The sequence below is a fragment of the Alistipes sp. D31t1_170403_E11 genome, assembly GCF_015553985.1.
GTDB lineage: Bacteria > Bacteroidota > Bacteroidia > Bacteroidales > Rikenellaceae > Alistipes > Alistipes montrealensis.
Window position 1 is genome coordinate 16,992 of sequence record NZ_JADNHQ010000013.1, and the last position, 15,399, is coordinate 32,390.

Sequence of the window (15,399 nt, forward strand, 5' to 3'; positions counted from 1 at the left end):
ACCGGAAAAACGGATTTATGTGTTTCGAAACCCGGACCGGAGGCCGGAATGCCCCCGTCATTTCGATTCGTGCTACGGAGTAATTTCCTTTATGGCAATAAACAAATAAGAAAATCGAAAACAGGACAATAAAAAGTTAAAAAAGGCAATTTTAATTCGACGAATAGTTGTAACTTCGTGACGTTTAAGGACGCCTTTCCGCGGCGGCCGGACCCGACCCTATGAAACTGCTGAAACCTACATACCTGCTGCAAATGTTGCTGCTGCTGTCGGCCGTGACGGTTGTTTTGTCCGCCTGTGAGGAGAACGAAACCAAATCGCTGTCGGAGCAACTGGATCACATGATCGCCAACCGGCAGGTCTACGACTGCGAAAAGGAGCAGCGGATCGTCGATTTGCGTCACCTGCTGAGCGTGAGCGGCCTGACTCCGGAGCAGGAGTACGAGATCAACGACAAACTGTTCGCGGAGTTTCACAAATACAAACTCGATTCGGCCATCCGCTACATGGAGCGCAACGTCGTTCTTGCGCGCCGGCTGGGCAACCGCCGCAACGCCTGCATTTCGGGCATCCGCCTGGCCGAACTCTATTCGTCGACGGGCATGTCCATCGAGGCGAAGCGGATGCTGGATTCGATCGACCGCCGTTCGGTCACACGCGACCTGCTGCCGGTCTATTACAAGGCTTACAACCGTTTCTACCAGCAATATGTGGCTTTCAGCGGGCAGAAGCATTTCCGCGAGCTGGAGGAACGTTACCAGGATTCGGTGATCATGACGGCCGACACCGCTTCGCTGCGTTACAAACTCGACCTGCTCTACCAGATGAGCCGCCGGGACCAGTCGCACGAAATGGAGGTCCGGCTGCTCGATTTCCTGAACAGCCTCGAACCCGATTCGCAGGTCTACGCCGAGTGCGCCTATTCGGTGGGTAGTTTCTACCGCCGCCGCGGGGACGACTGGCTGGCGCGCAAATACTACATGATTTCGGCGATGACCGATGTCCGGAACTCCACGAAGGAGAACGCGGCCTTCCAGGCGCTGGCGACGCTCTATTACCGCCACGACGACCTCTTCCGGGCCTTCAAATACACCCAGGCCGCCGTCGAGGACGCGCTGTTCAGCAACGTGCAGTTCCGCACGGTGCAGATGTCGGAACTTTATTCGATCATCATCGCTTCGCACCAGGCCAAGGAGTCGAAGATCAAACACAAACTGCAGCACTACCTGGTGCTGATCAGCGTACTTTCGGTGGTCCTGGTCCTGCTGTTCGTCTACCTCTACAAGCAGCTTCGGCGGGTCAACCGCATCAAGGAGGAGCTTTCGGACACCAACGAAAAGTTGGCCCGGCTCAACGAGGAACTCGCCGAGAAGAACGAGCAGTTGTCGGACTCCAATGCCGTCAAGGTGCAGTACATCGCGCGTTTCTTCGACCTTTGCTCCATGTATATCGACAAGATGGACGACTACCGCAAGTCGCTGAAGAAGCTGGCCCAGGACCGGAAGTTCGAGGACCTCTACAAGCGGCTGAAATCGACCTCGATGCTCGAAGAGGAGCAGGAGGAACTCTACAAGAATTTCGACGCCATTTTCCTGAACCTCTATCCGTCGTTCGTCGAGGACTTCAATGCCCTGTTGACCGAGGACGAACGGATCGTGCTCAAGCAGGAGGACCTGCTGAACAAGGAGCTCCGGATTTACGCCCTGCTGCGCCTGGGAATTACCGACAGCGTGAAGATCGCTTCGTTCCTGCGCTGTTCGCTGTCGACCGTGTATAACTACCGGACCAAGGTGCGCAACAAGGCCGCCATTTCGCGCGAAGAGTTCGAAAAAATGGTCATGAAGATCGGCACGGCGCACAAAACAGACAGTTGAGTCATTCCAGATTGTCTACATTTTTCAGGTCGTTTTAAAATGTAAAATATTGGTAATTAATTATATGGGTCAAATCAGGTTCTACATTTTCCGATTCAGTTTTCAAACCGATACCTATTCCGGTTAATTTTGTAATCGACGCGGCGCTCCTGCCGGTTTTACCATCCGGGAACGACCGCCGCGACATTGAACCTACTTTTAACCGACCTTATTGACTACACAATGAATCCTGTAAAAGTTGGCCTTATCGGCTTCGGCAGAATGGGAGGTTTCTACCTCGAACAGATGCAGAAAAGCGGCAAATGGGACGTGGCTTACATTTGCGATGTCTGCGCTGAATCGCGGGAACTGGCGCGCAGGCTGGCCCCCGGAGCGAAGGTGATCGACGACGAACAGGTTATCTTCGACGATCCCGAAGTGCAGGTCGTGGGCCTTTTCGCCCTCGCTGACTCGCGCAAACTGCAAATCGAAAAGGCTTTTGCCGCCGGCAAGCATGTCATCGCCGAAAAACCCATCTCCGACAGTATCGAAAACGAATGGCAGGCCGTGGACCTGGCTGAAAATACATCGCTTTTCTCGACGGTCAATCTCTACCTGCGCAATTCCTGGTATCACAATACGATCAAAGATTTTATCGCCCAGGGCGAAATCGGCGAACTGGCTATCGTCCGGGTTTGCCATATGACTCCCGGACTGGCTCCCGGTGAAGGCCACGAGTACGAGGGCCCTTCGTTCCACGACTGCGGTATGCACTATGTGGACATCGCACGCTGGTATGCCGGATCGGAATTCAAAACCTGGAACGCCCAGGCCGTCAGGATGTGGAACTACAAGGACCCGTGGTGGCTGCAATGCCACGGAACGTTCGAAAACGGGGTGGTGTTCGACATCACGCAGGGGCATGTCTACGGCCAGCTCGCCGAGACGCAGACCCACAACTCCTATGTGGACATCATCGGTACGAAAGGTATCGCCCGCATGACCCACGACTTCAAGACCGCGATCGTCGAACTGCACGGCGTGACGCAGACCCACCGGTTGATCCAGCCCTACGGCGGTAAGAATATCGACACGCTGTGCAAACTCTTCGCCGAGTCGATCGAGACGGGCCGCCGCAGCGAGGCGCTTCCCGAGTTTCGCGATGCGGCGATCGCTTCGGAGTACGCCTGGCGCTTTTTGCAGGATGCCCGGGGGCACGACCTCCCGGCCATCGGCGAACTGGAGACCCTCCGGCAGATCCGCGAACGCCGCCGGACGATGAAAAACGGCTACGGACTGCTTCGTAAACATGCATAAATCCACATAACCTTAAAACTACCTGAACTATGAATCATCTGCTATTTATCGGCGTGGGACAGATTGTCGTCATCGCACTCGTGGTGCTGCTGTTGTTCGGCGGCACGAAGATCCCGGAATTGATGAAGGGCCTCGGCAAGGGCTACAAGATTTTCAAGGACGAGGTCGACAACATCGAAAAGAACATCAAATAACCTCAATACTAACTTAAATTTAAACCTCGAGAAACGATGGCAAAAGAAATGTCAAGAAGAACGTTCCTGAAGCAGGGAGCGGCTGCCGCGATCGGCTTAGCGGTCGTTCCCAGCACGGTTCTGGGTAAGAAGTTCGGATACACGGCCCCCAGCGACAAACTCAACATCCTGGGCGTCGGTGTCGGCGGACGCGGCGCTTCGGTGCTGAAGGGGCTGGAGAGCCAGAACATCATCGGCCTTTGCGATGTCGACTGGAAGTATGCCGACCATGTTTTCCAGCGTTATCCTGCGGCCAAGAAGTTCAACGACTACCGCAAGATGTACGACGAGATGCTCAAGTCGGCCGACGCTGTGATGGTCGCTACCGCAGACCACACGCACGCAATCATCGCCGCCGACGCGATGACTGCCGGCAAGCACGTCTATTGCGAGAAACCGCTGACCCATACCGTCTACGAGTCGCGTCTGCTGACCAAGCTGGCCGACAAATACAAGGTTGCCACGCAGATGGGTAACCAGGGTGCTTCGGCCGAGGGCGTCCGCAAGGTCTGCGAGTGGATCTGGAACGGCGAAATCGGCGAGGTTACCCGTGTGGATACCTTCACCGACCGTCCTATCTGGCCGCAGGGGCTGGCACGTCCCGAGGAGGACATGCGCATTCCCAAGACGATGAACTGGGATTCGTTTATCGGCCCGGCTCCTTATCGTCCCTACAATGCGGCTTACACGCCGTGGAACTTCCGCGGATGGTGGGATTTCGGTACGGGTGCGCTGGGCGATATGGCCTGCCACATCCTGCATCCCGTGTTCAAGGGTCTCAAACTGGGTTACCCGACCAAGGTCGAGGGCAGTTCGACGCTGCTGCTGAACGAGTCGGCTCCCTCGGCGCAGCGCGTGAAGTTCGTCTTCCCGGCCCGCGACAACATGCCGAAAGTGGCCATGCCCGAAGTCGAGGTTCACTGGTATGACGGCGGTCTGATGCCGGAGCGTCCCGCAGGACTTCCCGCCGGCAAGGACCTCAACGTGAGCGGCGGCGCCGCCATTTTCTACGGTACGAAGGATACGCTGATCTGCGGCTGCTACGGCAAGGATCCCTACCTGGTTTCGGGTCGTGTTCCCGAGGCTCCGAAGGTGCTGCGCGAGATCACCGAGTCGCACCAGATGGACTGGGTGCGTGCCTGCAAGGAAGACGCCGACGACCGTGTGCTTTCCGCATCGGACTTCAGCGAGGCCGGACCGTTCAACGAAATGGTCGTCATGGGCGTGCTGGCAGTCCGCCTGCAGGGCCTCAACCAGGTGCTGGAGTGGGACGGTCCGAACATGCGCTTCACGAACATTCCGGACGACGCCACGATCCGGACGGTCATCAAGGACGGTTTCCACATCAAGGACGGACACCCGACCTTCGACAAGACCTGGACCGATCCCGTGAACGCTCAGCAGTTCGCCCAGGAACTCATCAAACACAACTACCGCGAAGGTTGGGCGCTTCCCGACATGCCGCGTTAATCCCGTGCAGCGAAAGTACGGAACCGAATTTACGAAAAACTTAAAAAACAGAAAGAATAATGAAAAAGATCCTTTTGTATTCAGCATGCGCCGCTTTGACGGCAATGATGGCTGCCTGTGGCGGCCCGGGCGGAAAAGCCAAGACGGCCGATGACAAGACGGCCGATGCCAAAACCGAAAAGAAGGCCGTTCCCGAATACACGGTCGTGAATAACGCACAGGTGGACCTCGCCTCGTTCCCGCAGGACAAGGACGGTTACTACGTGATTTTCGACGGCAAGACGCTCAACGGCTGGCGTGGCTACGGCAAGGACAAGGCGCCTTCGCGCTGGACGGTCGACAACGGAGCCATCAAGTTCAACGGCTCGGGCGGCGGCGAAGCGCAGACCGGCGAGGGCGGCGACCTGATTTTCGCCAAGAAGTTCAAGAACTTCGAACTTGAAATGGAGTGGAAGGTTTCGAAGGGCGGTAACTCGGGTATTTTCTACCTGGCCCAGGAGGTTACGACCCAGAAGGACGGTAAAACCAAGTACGAGCCGATCTATATCTCGTCCCCCGAGTATCAGGTGCTCGACAACGCGAACCATCCCGATGCCAAGCTGGGCGTGGACGGCAACCGCATGTCGGCGTCGCTCTACGACATGATTCCCGCCGTTCCGCAGAACCAGAAGCCCTTCGGCGAGTGGAACAAGGCCAAAATCATGGTTTACAAAGGTACTGTCGTACACGGTCAGAACGATAAGAACGTGGTCGAATACCACCTGTGGACTCCCCAGTGGACCGAGATGCTGGAGAACAGCAAGTTCAGCCCCGAGAAGTGGCCCCTGGCATTCGAACTGCTCAACAACTGCGGCGGCGAGAACCACGAAGGCTATATCGGCCTTCAGGACCATGGTGACGATGTTTGGTTCCGCAATATCCGCATCAAGGTTCTCGACTAGTCCCGGATTATGAGAAACAAGCTATTTGCAGCGATCTGCGCCCTTCTGGCTTTGGCGATGCTCCCCGGCGGAGCATTCGCCAAGGCGAAGAAGCCCCCGAAGAAGGAGATCGGCATCCAGCTCTACTCGGTACGCAGCCTGATCGGCAGCTTCGGCAAAAACCAGCAGGACTACAAGCCCGTGCTGAAGCAGCTCGCCGACATGGGTTACACTTCGGTGGAGGCCGCCAGCTACAAGGACGGACTGCTCTACGGGCAGAATCCCGAGCAGTTCCGCAAGGATGTCGAGGCTGCCGGCATGAAGGTTCTTTCGACGCACTGTACGCTCAACCTCTCCGACGAAGAGTTGGCGAGCGGCGATTTCTCGAAGGCCCTCCAATGGTGGGACGAGTGCATCGCGGCGCACAAGGCCGCCGGTGCGGAGTACATCGTGGTTCCTTCGATGCGCCGTATCGACAACCTCAAGGACCTGAAGACCTACTGTGACTATTTCAATGAAATCGGAGCACGGTGCAAGGCCGCCGGCATGAAGTTCGGCTACCACAACCACTCGCGTGAATACGAGAAGATCGAGGATCAGGTCATGCTGGACTACATGCTCCGGAACACCGATCCCGACAAAGTGCTGTTCGAGATGGACGTGTACTGGACGGTGATCGGCAAAGCGAGTCCCGTAGCGTATTTCAAGAAGTATCCGGGCCGTTTCAAACTTCTGCATATCAAGGATTACCGCGAGATCGGACAAAGCGGCATGGTGGGCTTCGATGCCATTTTCGCCAATGCTGAGACCGCCGGTGTGGAGAACATCATCGTCGAGATCGAAGGATCGAGTTACGACGACATTGTGCGCAGCGTTCGCGAGTGCATCGAGTACTTGCAACAAGCGCCTTTCGTCGAGGCTTCATACCGTAAATAACGCCTCCTGGAGAGTTGGAAATATCCGGCTGTCTGTCGAGACGGCCGGATATTTTGTTGCCGGTCCGGCCGGAAAACCCGGCGGACCCCGGTTTTCGTACCCATTTAATCCGCATTGATTTGACTATGGAAGAACTTCGAATGACTTTTCGGGGACATCTCGACGACCTGCGCTGGACGCTGGTCCGTGTCGGCGGCGTACTCTTCGCCCTGGCGGTCCTCTGCTTCTGCCTTATGCCGTGGCTGTTCGACCGTTTTGTCCTGGCGCCCGCTTCACCCGATTTTCCCCTTTACCGGTGGTTGTCGGAAACAGGGGTCCCGGCTTCGGTTTTTCCCGATTTCGGCAATGGCAGCCATGCCGTTGAGATCGTCAACACCGACGTTTCGTCCCAACTGCTCACGCACATCAGTGCATCGTTCTGGTTTGCGCTGGTGCTGTTGTTTCCCTACCTGATTTTCGAGGCCTGGCGGTTTGTCCGGCCTGCCCTGGTCGGGGACGAGCAGCGCAGCGTGCGGCTGGCGTTCATCGGGGGAACGGGGTTGTTTTTCGTGGGATGCGCCGTGGGTTACCTGTTTGTTTTTCCCTTCATGTTCCGGTTCCTGACCGAGTATCAGTTGAGTTCGTCGATCGTCAACCAGATATCGCTGAACTCCTATATGCGGAGTTTCCTGCTGCTGGTCTTCGTGATGGGGGTGGCGCTGGAACTGCCGCTGCTGACGTGGTCGCTTTCCCGGGCAGGACTGGCTACGCGGACTTTTTTCCGCAGATACCGGCGGCAGGCCGCCGTCGTTCTGCTCCTGCTGACCGTGCTGGTAACTCCTTCGGGCGATCCCTTTGTGCTGCTGGCCGTTTTCCTGCCGCTTTACCTGCTCTACGAACTGGGTATCCGCTTCGCCCGGGAATAACCCTGTGGCCGGAGCCGCTAATCCAGACAACCGGAAAATGCTCCGGCTGTTTTTGGTTGAGGACGTGTGTTTTCCGTAAAATTATCGCTAACTTTACGCCTCAAACAGCACTGTTGCGGGGATTTGAGGATACTCCTTGAGGTTGTGATTCCCGTTTCCTGTTTGTTAAAAATATGAAAATATGCGTTACTGTTGGTTATTGACAGCCTGCCTGTGGGCTTGCACCGGAGTCCGGGCGCAAACGGCCGGGGAAGCGGGCGAAAAAAGCGGCAATCCGCTTTTCAAAGGGTGGTATGCCGATCCCGAAGGGGTGGTTTTCGGCGACGAGTACTGGATTTATCCCACTTATTCGGCTCTTTATGAAGACCAGACGTTTTTCGATGCTTTTTCCTCGAAGGACCTCGTGCATTGGCAGAAGCATCCCCGGGTCCTTACGACGGAGCATGTCACGTGGGTAAAACGGGCGATGTGGGCCCCGGCGATCCTTCAGGCCCACGGCAAATATTACCTCTTTTTCGCGGGTAACGACATCCACGAGAACGAGGTGGGCGGTATCGGCGTCGCCGTGGCCGACTCTCCGGCCGGGCCGTTCCGCGATGCGCTGGGCAAACCGCTGATCGACCGGATCGTGAACGGCGCACAGCCTATCGACCAGTTCGTTTTTCGGGACGACGACGGAACCTATTATATGTACTACGGCGGCTGGGGCCACTGCAATATGGTGCGGCTTGCTCCCGACCTGCTGAGCGTCGTGCCGTTCGACGACGGAACGATTTACCGCGAAGTCACGCCGAAGGGCTACACCGAAGGCCCGTTCATGTTCAAACGGCAGGGTAAATACTACTTCATGTGGTCCGAAGGCGGTTGGGGCGGTCCCGATTACCGGGTTGCCTATGCCATTGCCGACTCGCCGTTCGGACCTTTCGAACGCATCGGGACGATCCTGGAGCAGGACCCCGAAGTGGCCACGAGCGCCGGGCATCACTCCCTGATCCAGGTTCCGGGCAAGGATGAGTGGTATATCGTTTACCACCGTCGTCCGCTGACCGAAACAGGCCGCGACAGCCGTGCGACCTGTATCGACCGGCTTTGGTTCGATGCCGACGGGCGGATCAAACCCGTGCGGATGACCTTCGAGGGCGTCGGGGCGCGCCCGATAGCGCCGCAGGGCGAGTATTTCAATCCCGTTGTGAACCAGAGCCTGCCCGACCCGACGATTATCCGGGGCGACGACGGTTGTTTCTATCTCTATGCGACGGAGAGCATCCGCAACGTTCCGATCTTCCGTTCGCGAAACCTGGTCGACTGGGAGTTTATCGGTACGGCGTTTACGGACCGGACCCGCCCGACGTTCGAGCCGAAAGGCCGCGTCTGGGCGCCCGACATCAACCGGATCGGGGATAAATACGTCCTCTATTATTCGATGTCGCGCTGGGGCGGCGAATGGACCTGCGGCATCGGCGTTGCCGTGGCTGAGCGTCCCGAAGGCCCTTTCGAGGACTTGGGCAAGCTGTTTCGTAGCAATGAGATCGGTATTCAGAATTGCATAGACCCGTTCTATATCGAGGACGGAGGGAAGAAATACCTTTTCTGGGGCAGTTTTCACGGCCTTTACGGCGCGCAACTGGCTGCCGACGGGCTGTCCCTCGATCCGGATGCCCAACCTGTGCGGATTGCGGGGGATGCCTACGAGGCGACGTATATCCACAAACGGGGTAAATACTATTATCTGTTTGCGTCGACAGGCAGTTGCTGCGAGGGGCTGAAAAGTACCTACGCAACGGTTGTGGGGCGTTCCGAAAGTCTCTTCGGGCCTTATACCGACCGGCAGGGCCGCCCGATGCTGGAAAACCACCATGAAATGCTGATCCATGGCAATCCCGATTTTGTCGGGCCGGGGCATAACTCCGAGATCGTGACCGACGACAAGGGCCGCGACTGGATTTTCTACCATGCCGTGAGCCGCGCCGATCCCCGGGGCCGCGTGCTGATGGCCGACCGGGTCGACTGGACCGGCGGCTGGCCCCGTGTCGAAGGCTCTTCGCCGTCGCTCCGCGCGAAAGTCCCCCAATTCAGGAAATAAGCCGCAATGCTCAACGCCATCGAAACTTTTAATTCGATGGCGTTTTTGTTTTAGCCTGGGAGCGTACGACCTTTGGGTTGGACTGTGATGCTTTGTGCCTGTATCGTAATGTGCAGTAAATCAGTGTGGTATATTTGTGTAAGTGCCTTGTTAGGCACTTTTTTTTATATTGTATTGATAATCAGTGTGTTGATTCGCAGTTTGAAAGGTTTGGAATCCGTTGGTTTTCAGGATATCAGAGAGACATTTAGGCTAATTTTGCTGATACGTTGCCGATTTTTTCGAATTGCGGGTCCGAGTTATGTGTCGATAGAAAAATTTCTGAAAGACGCGATTAGGTCTCGATTCCCGTCCTGAGCGTGTTGTTCCGGTTTTTATATCTGCCGGAATTCTGTTTCGGCGTGACGTAAAAGATTCCTGCTACAAACCACAAACCTAGAAACGATGAAAAAACTTTATTCTTTCGCGCTTGCCGTTGTCATATCTCAAACAGCCTTCTCCCAAAACGATTACAACCGGGTGAATTTCTACCCGCCTTCGGTTGCCTCCATGATGAAGTATATCGATTATCCGGTAAGTCCCCGCACTGGCATTCCGGATATTGGCATCCCGCTTTTCACGATTCGTTCGGGTAAACTGGAATTGCCGCTTACGCTCTCTTTTCATATCGACGACTATGCAAAAGTAAATCAACTGCCCGGGGCGGCCGGAGCCGGTTGGACGCTGAGTTCCGATATTCAGATTTCCCGGTCGATTAACGGATTGGACGACCTGGCGCCATCCGGGTATTTATCCACTGGTTTTTATTACCCCGATTATAAAGGAATTGCACCGGCAAAGAGTCAGACAGACCTTTACTTGATGCATATAAAACAGAAAGACGAGGAGCCGGATAAATTTTATTACAGGTTGCTTGGGAAAGGAGGTTCGTTCTATTTTATGCGGCAGCAGAACGGTTCATCCATTCCGAAGCAGGTCCCCTTGAACGGAGTACAGGTTTCCTATTCATCGGGCCGGTTCGAGGCGGTCGATACGGATGGAACGACATATTACTTTTCGTCCAGTGCCAAGGATCAGTGCAGTCCGAATGCGGGAACGACTCTTGACATGTCCTGGAAATGTGACCGGATAGTCAGTGCTTCCGGGGCTGATATCATTTCTTTCGATTATGTCAGCTATAAAAAATCATTGGTCAAAATGTGTAACGGGAAAGAAGAAGTTTACGATCGGATTCGTATCACGAACCGCGCCGCATCGAATGCTGTCCGAAACATGGTACGTGGACCGAAACACCTTATATACGGGGGTGAACTCACGTCACGCATGGAGCTTGTGCAGGTAGAAGAAGACGGTGGATATGCTTATTTCTGGGAAAGCGTCGGCCCCGTCGATGATTTACGTAATTATCAGAATCTGGTTATCCATAACCTTTCGGGTATTCGGTTCAAAAACGGGCGGGTCGAATTCGTCTATGACGATAATGAGGTCCTGACGCAGATAAAGCTATTTTCTGAGGGCCAGGCCGAACCTGTCCGGGTCGTCGCCCTGGCGCAGGAGGGCAGTGGCTATGCGCGGACGCTCAGAACCCTGACAGTCGGCAGGGACACCTATTCATTTGCGTATGGGACGAAACACGAAGGCGAATGCTTTCCGGATTTCTGGGGGTATAAAAGCATGGGTACTTTTCTCAATGGGTGTGCCGGCGTTCCCCTGCATTTCATCACGGTTGAACCCGGACCGGACGGTCGCCTGATCAATGATCGGAACTTCTTTAATACGGACTTCGGCCTGTCGGTCGGATTGCAATCCGTCGCGGCGTATAGCACTACGGCGACGAAAGGTAGTCCTTTCCTTACGATTAAATATCCCACCGGTGGCTTAACGCAGTTTTCATGTGAACGAAACAATTACCTGTGCAATGACGGGAATTATTTTGGTTACATAATCGATGCAGGCGGATTACGCGTCAATGAGATCAATTATTTCGATACGGACACAACGCTAGTCAAGCAGAAAATCTATAAATACGGAGAAAATGAAAACGGCTACGGCATTATTCGCCGTGAGCCCACTTTCGACGAAGAGTACGGAACCTGTCATACCTGTCAGGAGGTCCGGTACTATACGCCCTACCTGGGATCATATTCGCTGGACGCTACGGCACGCCTGCGGAGTTACCTGCCCAATACGATTTATCAGATGAACTATTCTGATGGAAGTCGTATCAATTACAGCGAGGTTGCCGAATATAATAAAGACAGGGGTATTGAGACCGGGAAAACCGTCTATAAATACAATCTCGAAGACCCGTACGGCATGATGGGGCAGTATGCCGATCCGGAGGCGCCGTACCCGATCGGCGATGACGCGTGGTGGATCGGGGTTCCCGATTCCACGATTTATTACAGGTATGATAACGGAAAGTACGAATGGGTGAAGAAAACCGGTTACCGTTACGAATGCCATATGGAGCCGGAGCGGATTTTCCAGGGACGGGTTTGGCAGAGCGTCATTGCCGTTCTGGTTGATGGCTATTTATCCAGTTCTTTCGTAAAGGATTACAATGTTTTTTCTTACCGGACTTCTGCTATTCAGATCGGATGTATGCAGTTGGCTCAGGAAGACGAATATGTCCGCAATGACGATGGCCGGGTCCAAACCACGCGGACCCGCTATTACTACGACAATCCCGGTCATTACCTGCCAGGACGCAAGGTGACGACCTATCCGACCGGGGATATCGTGACTGAACATACGCTTTTCCCGGAAGATTATGTTCGGGATTCCTACGTGCAGTCCCTCCAGACGCGGAATCAGGTTGACCTGCCGATGGAGCGGGTCGTTCGCCGCAATGGCCGGGTTGTTTCCGGGGAGTCGTACCGCTATGATTTCTATGGCCGGATCGTCAGTGCGTATATGCTGGAAACGGATAACTTGTCCGAATCTCTTTTCCGCCTGTCGAACAAGAGTGCCGCGAATGATTTCGGCCCTTCCGGAACCTCGGCTTATACGCCGGACTCCGGCTATGTACAGCGGGCTGCCATCCTTTACGATGAAGATGACAATATATGCCAGATCGTATCCCCGGGCAAAAGTCCGGTCTGCTACCTGTGGGGATATAACGGCCAGTATCTGATTGCCGAGATTCGGAATGCAACCTACGAGCAGGTGCAGCAGAAACTGGGCAGCACCCTGCTCAGCCGTGTTCGGAAAGCGGCTGTTCCTGCCGTCGCCGACCTGGAGCAGATCAATAACCTGCGGACAGATAAAAAACTGCAGGTTACGACGGCGACTTACCGGCCTCTGTACGGCATGGCATCCCAGACCGATCCTGATGGACGTACCAGGTCGTATGTGTACAATACGGAGACCGGCCGTCTGCTTCGGGTTGAAGACGGAGATGGGAATATCGAAACTCAATACAGCTACTCACAAGACTTGTAAATGCCCTATGAAAGCTCAGATAGCAACAATCTGCATCTTGCTGGCACTGGTGTCGACCCTCAACGCCCAGCCCCGGTTTTCGCCCCGGGTAATCATCAGCGAGATCATGTACGATACCCCGTTGAACGAGGTAGTGACTACGCGTCCGTATAGCAACGGCGAATTTCTCGAACTTTATAACTGCGAGTCCGCAGAGGCTGACATCAGTGGCTGGATGCTTAAAGGCTCCGGGGTTACAGAACAGTTTCAACTGCCGGATGGTACGGTGATTCCCGGTCGGGGGACGTTGGTTATTGCCTATTGCTATGCGGGCAGTAATTTCCTGCTGACCGATCTTTATTCGGGGCTCGATGCTTCGGCGGTGCGCGGTATCGTGTACCAGAATAAGATTATCCTTGCAAACGGAGGCGAAGAGGTGCAATTGTCGGATAAATCCGGAGTAATCAAGGACTGGATTTATTACGACGGTACGTCCAACCGCAAGAAACCCGATCGGTTGGAGGCCGCCAACAGCGATACGATCGGGGATGGATCGGAGTGTAGCTCGTTACAGCGCATAACTGCGGACTTTGACGATAATGCCTGTGCGATCGGTTCGAATACGGATTGGATTACAGCCCGTACGACGCCGTTTCAGGCCGAGGTGTCGGTTACTGGCCCTGATATGAGCCAAGGTGCGAACTGGATCGAGACCCGTACGGCTACGGCGCCCGGTGGTGCGGGGATGGTGAGCGACATTCGCTATTTCAACGGCCTGGGCCTGCCCGTTCAGGACGTTAGCGTACAGAACACACCTCAGGGCAGGGATTTGGTTACTCCGATTGAATACGATGCCGTGCTGCGTGATGACGCCCGGAGTTACCTGCCTTATCCTGCTGAGGGACACGGAGGTGTTTTCCGCAGAGATGCAATCGGGGACCAGTCGCAATTCTATCGGGCGCAATTCGGCGCGGAAGAGGCGAGACCCTATTCTGTGAAGGAGTACGAATCGTCTCCTTTGGGACGTGTACGGCGTACGGCAGGTCCGGGTACGCTCACGTCCGACGGCAGTGTGAAATATGTTTCAGTCGAATATCTTGGAAATGGTTCCGGGGAAGTCCTTCGGTTGAAAGTGGACGATTCGGGTAATATCCTTTCTGCGGCAGGGTATTATCCCGAAGGGACATTATGTAAAACCCAGACGCTGGACGAAGACGGGAACGTTACCCGGGTTTTCGCCAATCAGGAAGGACTGACGCTTCTGAACCGTGTGTTCGATAGCAACGGTAATGCGATCGATACTTACAGCGTATATGATGATATGGGCCGTCTTCGTTGGGTTGTTTCTCCCGAAGGCGCTGCCGGCCTGGGTGCTTCATCGGTTCTTCCGGAGAGTGCGGCCGCCGCGCAGGAGTATTGTTATGTTTACAAGTACGACGGTCGGGGGAATGTGATCGAAAAGAAATTTCCCGGACGCGCGGCCGAGTACCTGGTTTATGACCGCGGCGATCGTTTGGTGATGAGCCAGGACGGTAACCTGCGGGCTGCCGGTAACCGGTGGGCGTTGATCGGTTATGATGCTTTTGACCGGGAATCGACCCGTCGGATTCTTCCGACGACGTTGGACCGTGCCGGATTGACGGAGGTTTTTGCCGAAGGCCGGGAGTCTGCGCTTTACGATTCACCATCGGCGCAGTTGGAATCGCAGTGTTTCTACGATTCGTCCCTGATTCCTGCGGAGTTGGAATTTGCCGAAGTTCCGGATATTGTGTCGGCGGGGGATATTGCCGGATCGAGTTTGCGCGCCTATGAGAAAATCCGGATTTTGAACGATTCCTCCGTAGACGAATATGTGGAGCGGGCATTCTATTACGATAAGAAAGGTCGGGTTATCCAGACAGTTATCCGGAATCAGTCGGGCGGTGTCGACCGGGTCAGCTATCGCTATGATTTTTGCGGCAATGTGCTTTTGAGTGCCGAGTCCCACCGGAAGAATCGCGATGCGGAAGAGGATGTGTTGATTCGGCGGTTCACCTACGATTCCAGGGGACGTTTGTTGGCCGAGAGTGCGTGTCTGAACGATGGGGCAGAGGCCTGTATGAACTACGGTTATGACGAACTGGGCAATTTGACAACTCGTCGATATGGCGGAGACAACCAGTTGCTTGCCGAAGAACTGTCGTACAACCTCCGGGGCTGGTTGACCTCCAAGTCGAATGAGAAGTTCTCGATGACGCTGGCTTATAACGCTCCGCACCA

General features: G+C 55.0%; 10 protein-coding genes. All 10 read left to right on the plus strand.

Annotated features, from left to right (window positions below; translation table 11 throughout):
• Positions 1-221 precede the first annotated feature (221 nt).
• Positions 222-1,874 carry a DUF6377 domain-containing protein gene (locus I2E69_RS14865; protein WP_195462006.1) on the plus strand — a complete coding sequence of 551 codons (1,653 nt, stop codon included), beginning with the start codon at positions 222-224 and terminating at the stop codon, positions 1,872-1,874.
• A 222-nt stretch (positions 1,875-2,096) separates the two neighbouring features.
• Positions 2,097-3,170 (plus strand): Gfo/Idh/MocA family protein, encoded by a 1,074-nt coding sequence (locus I2E69_RS14870; RefSeq protein ID WP_195462007.1) that lies wholly within the window; start codon positions 2,097-2,099, stop codon positions 3,168-3,170.
• Between the two features lie 29 nt (positions 3,171-3,199).
• Positions 3,200-3,364 carry a twin-arginine translocase TatA/TatE family subunit gene (locus I2E69_RS14875; RefSeq protein ID WP_195462008.1) on the plus strand — a complete coding sequence of 55 codons (165 nt, stop codon included), beginning with the start codon at positions 3,200-3,202 and terminating at the stop codon, positions 3,362-3,364.
• Positions 3,365-3,400: 36 nt separating this feature from the next.
• Positions 3,401-4,873: a Gfo/Idh/MocA family protein gene (locus tag I2E69_RS14880; protein ID WP_195462009.1), complete on the plus strand. Its 1,473-nt coding sequence runs from the start codon at positions 3,401-3,403 to the stop codon at positions 4,871-4,873.
• Positions 4,874-4,932: 59 nt separating this feature from the next.
• Positions 4,933-5,814, plus strand: a complete 882-nt coding sequence (locus I2E69_RS14885) for a DUF1080 domain-containing protein (protein WP_195462010.1) — start codon at positions 4,933-4,935, stop codon at positions 5,812-5,814.
• A gap of 9 nt (positions 5,815-5,823) precedes the next feature.
• Positions 5,824-6,729 (plus strand): sugar phosphate isomerase/epimerase family protein, encoded by a 906-nt coding sequence (locus I2E69_RS14890; protein WP_195462011.1) that lies wholly within the window; start codon positions 5,824-5,826, stop codon positions 6,727-6,729.
• A gap of 125 nt (positions 6,730-6,854) precedes the next feature.
• On the plus strand, positions 6,855-7,634 hold the full coding sequence (tatC, locus tag I2E69_RS14895; protein WP_195462012.1) for a twin-arginine translocase subunit TatC: 780 nt from the start codon (positions 6,855-6,857) through the stop codon (positions 7,632-7,634).
• 181 nt (positions 7,635-7,815) lie between these two features.
• A complete protein-coding gene (locus I2E69_RS14900) occupies positions 7,816-9,717 on the plus strand; it encodes a family 43 glycosylhydrolase (protein WP_195462013.1) in 1,902 nt (633 codons plus the stop codon).
• 444 nt (positions 9,718-10,161) lie between these two features.
• On the plus strand, positions 10,162-13,161 hold the full coding sequence (locus I2E69_RS14905) for a hypothetical protein (protein WP_195462014.1): 3,000 nt from the start codon (positions 10,162-10,164) through the stop codon (positions 13,159-13,161).
• Positions 13,162-13,168: 7 nt separating this feature from the next.
• Positions 13,169-15,399, plus strand: a 2,231-nt coding sequence (locus I2E69_RS14910; protein ID WP_195462015.1) for a DUF6443 domain-containing protein, incomplete at its 3' end; no start/stop codon positions are given.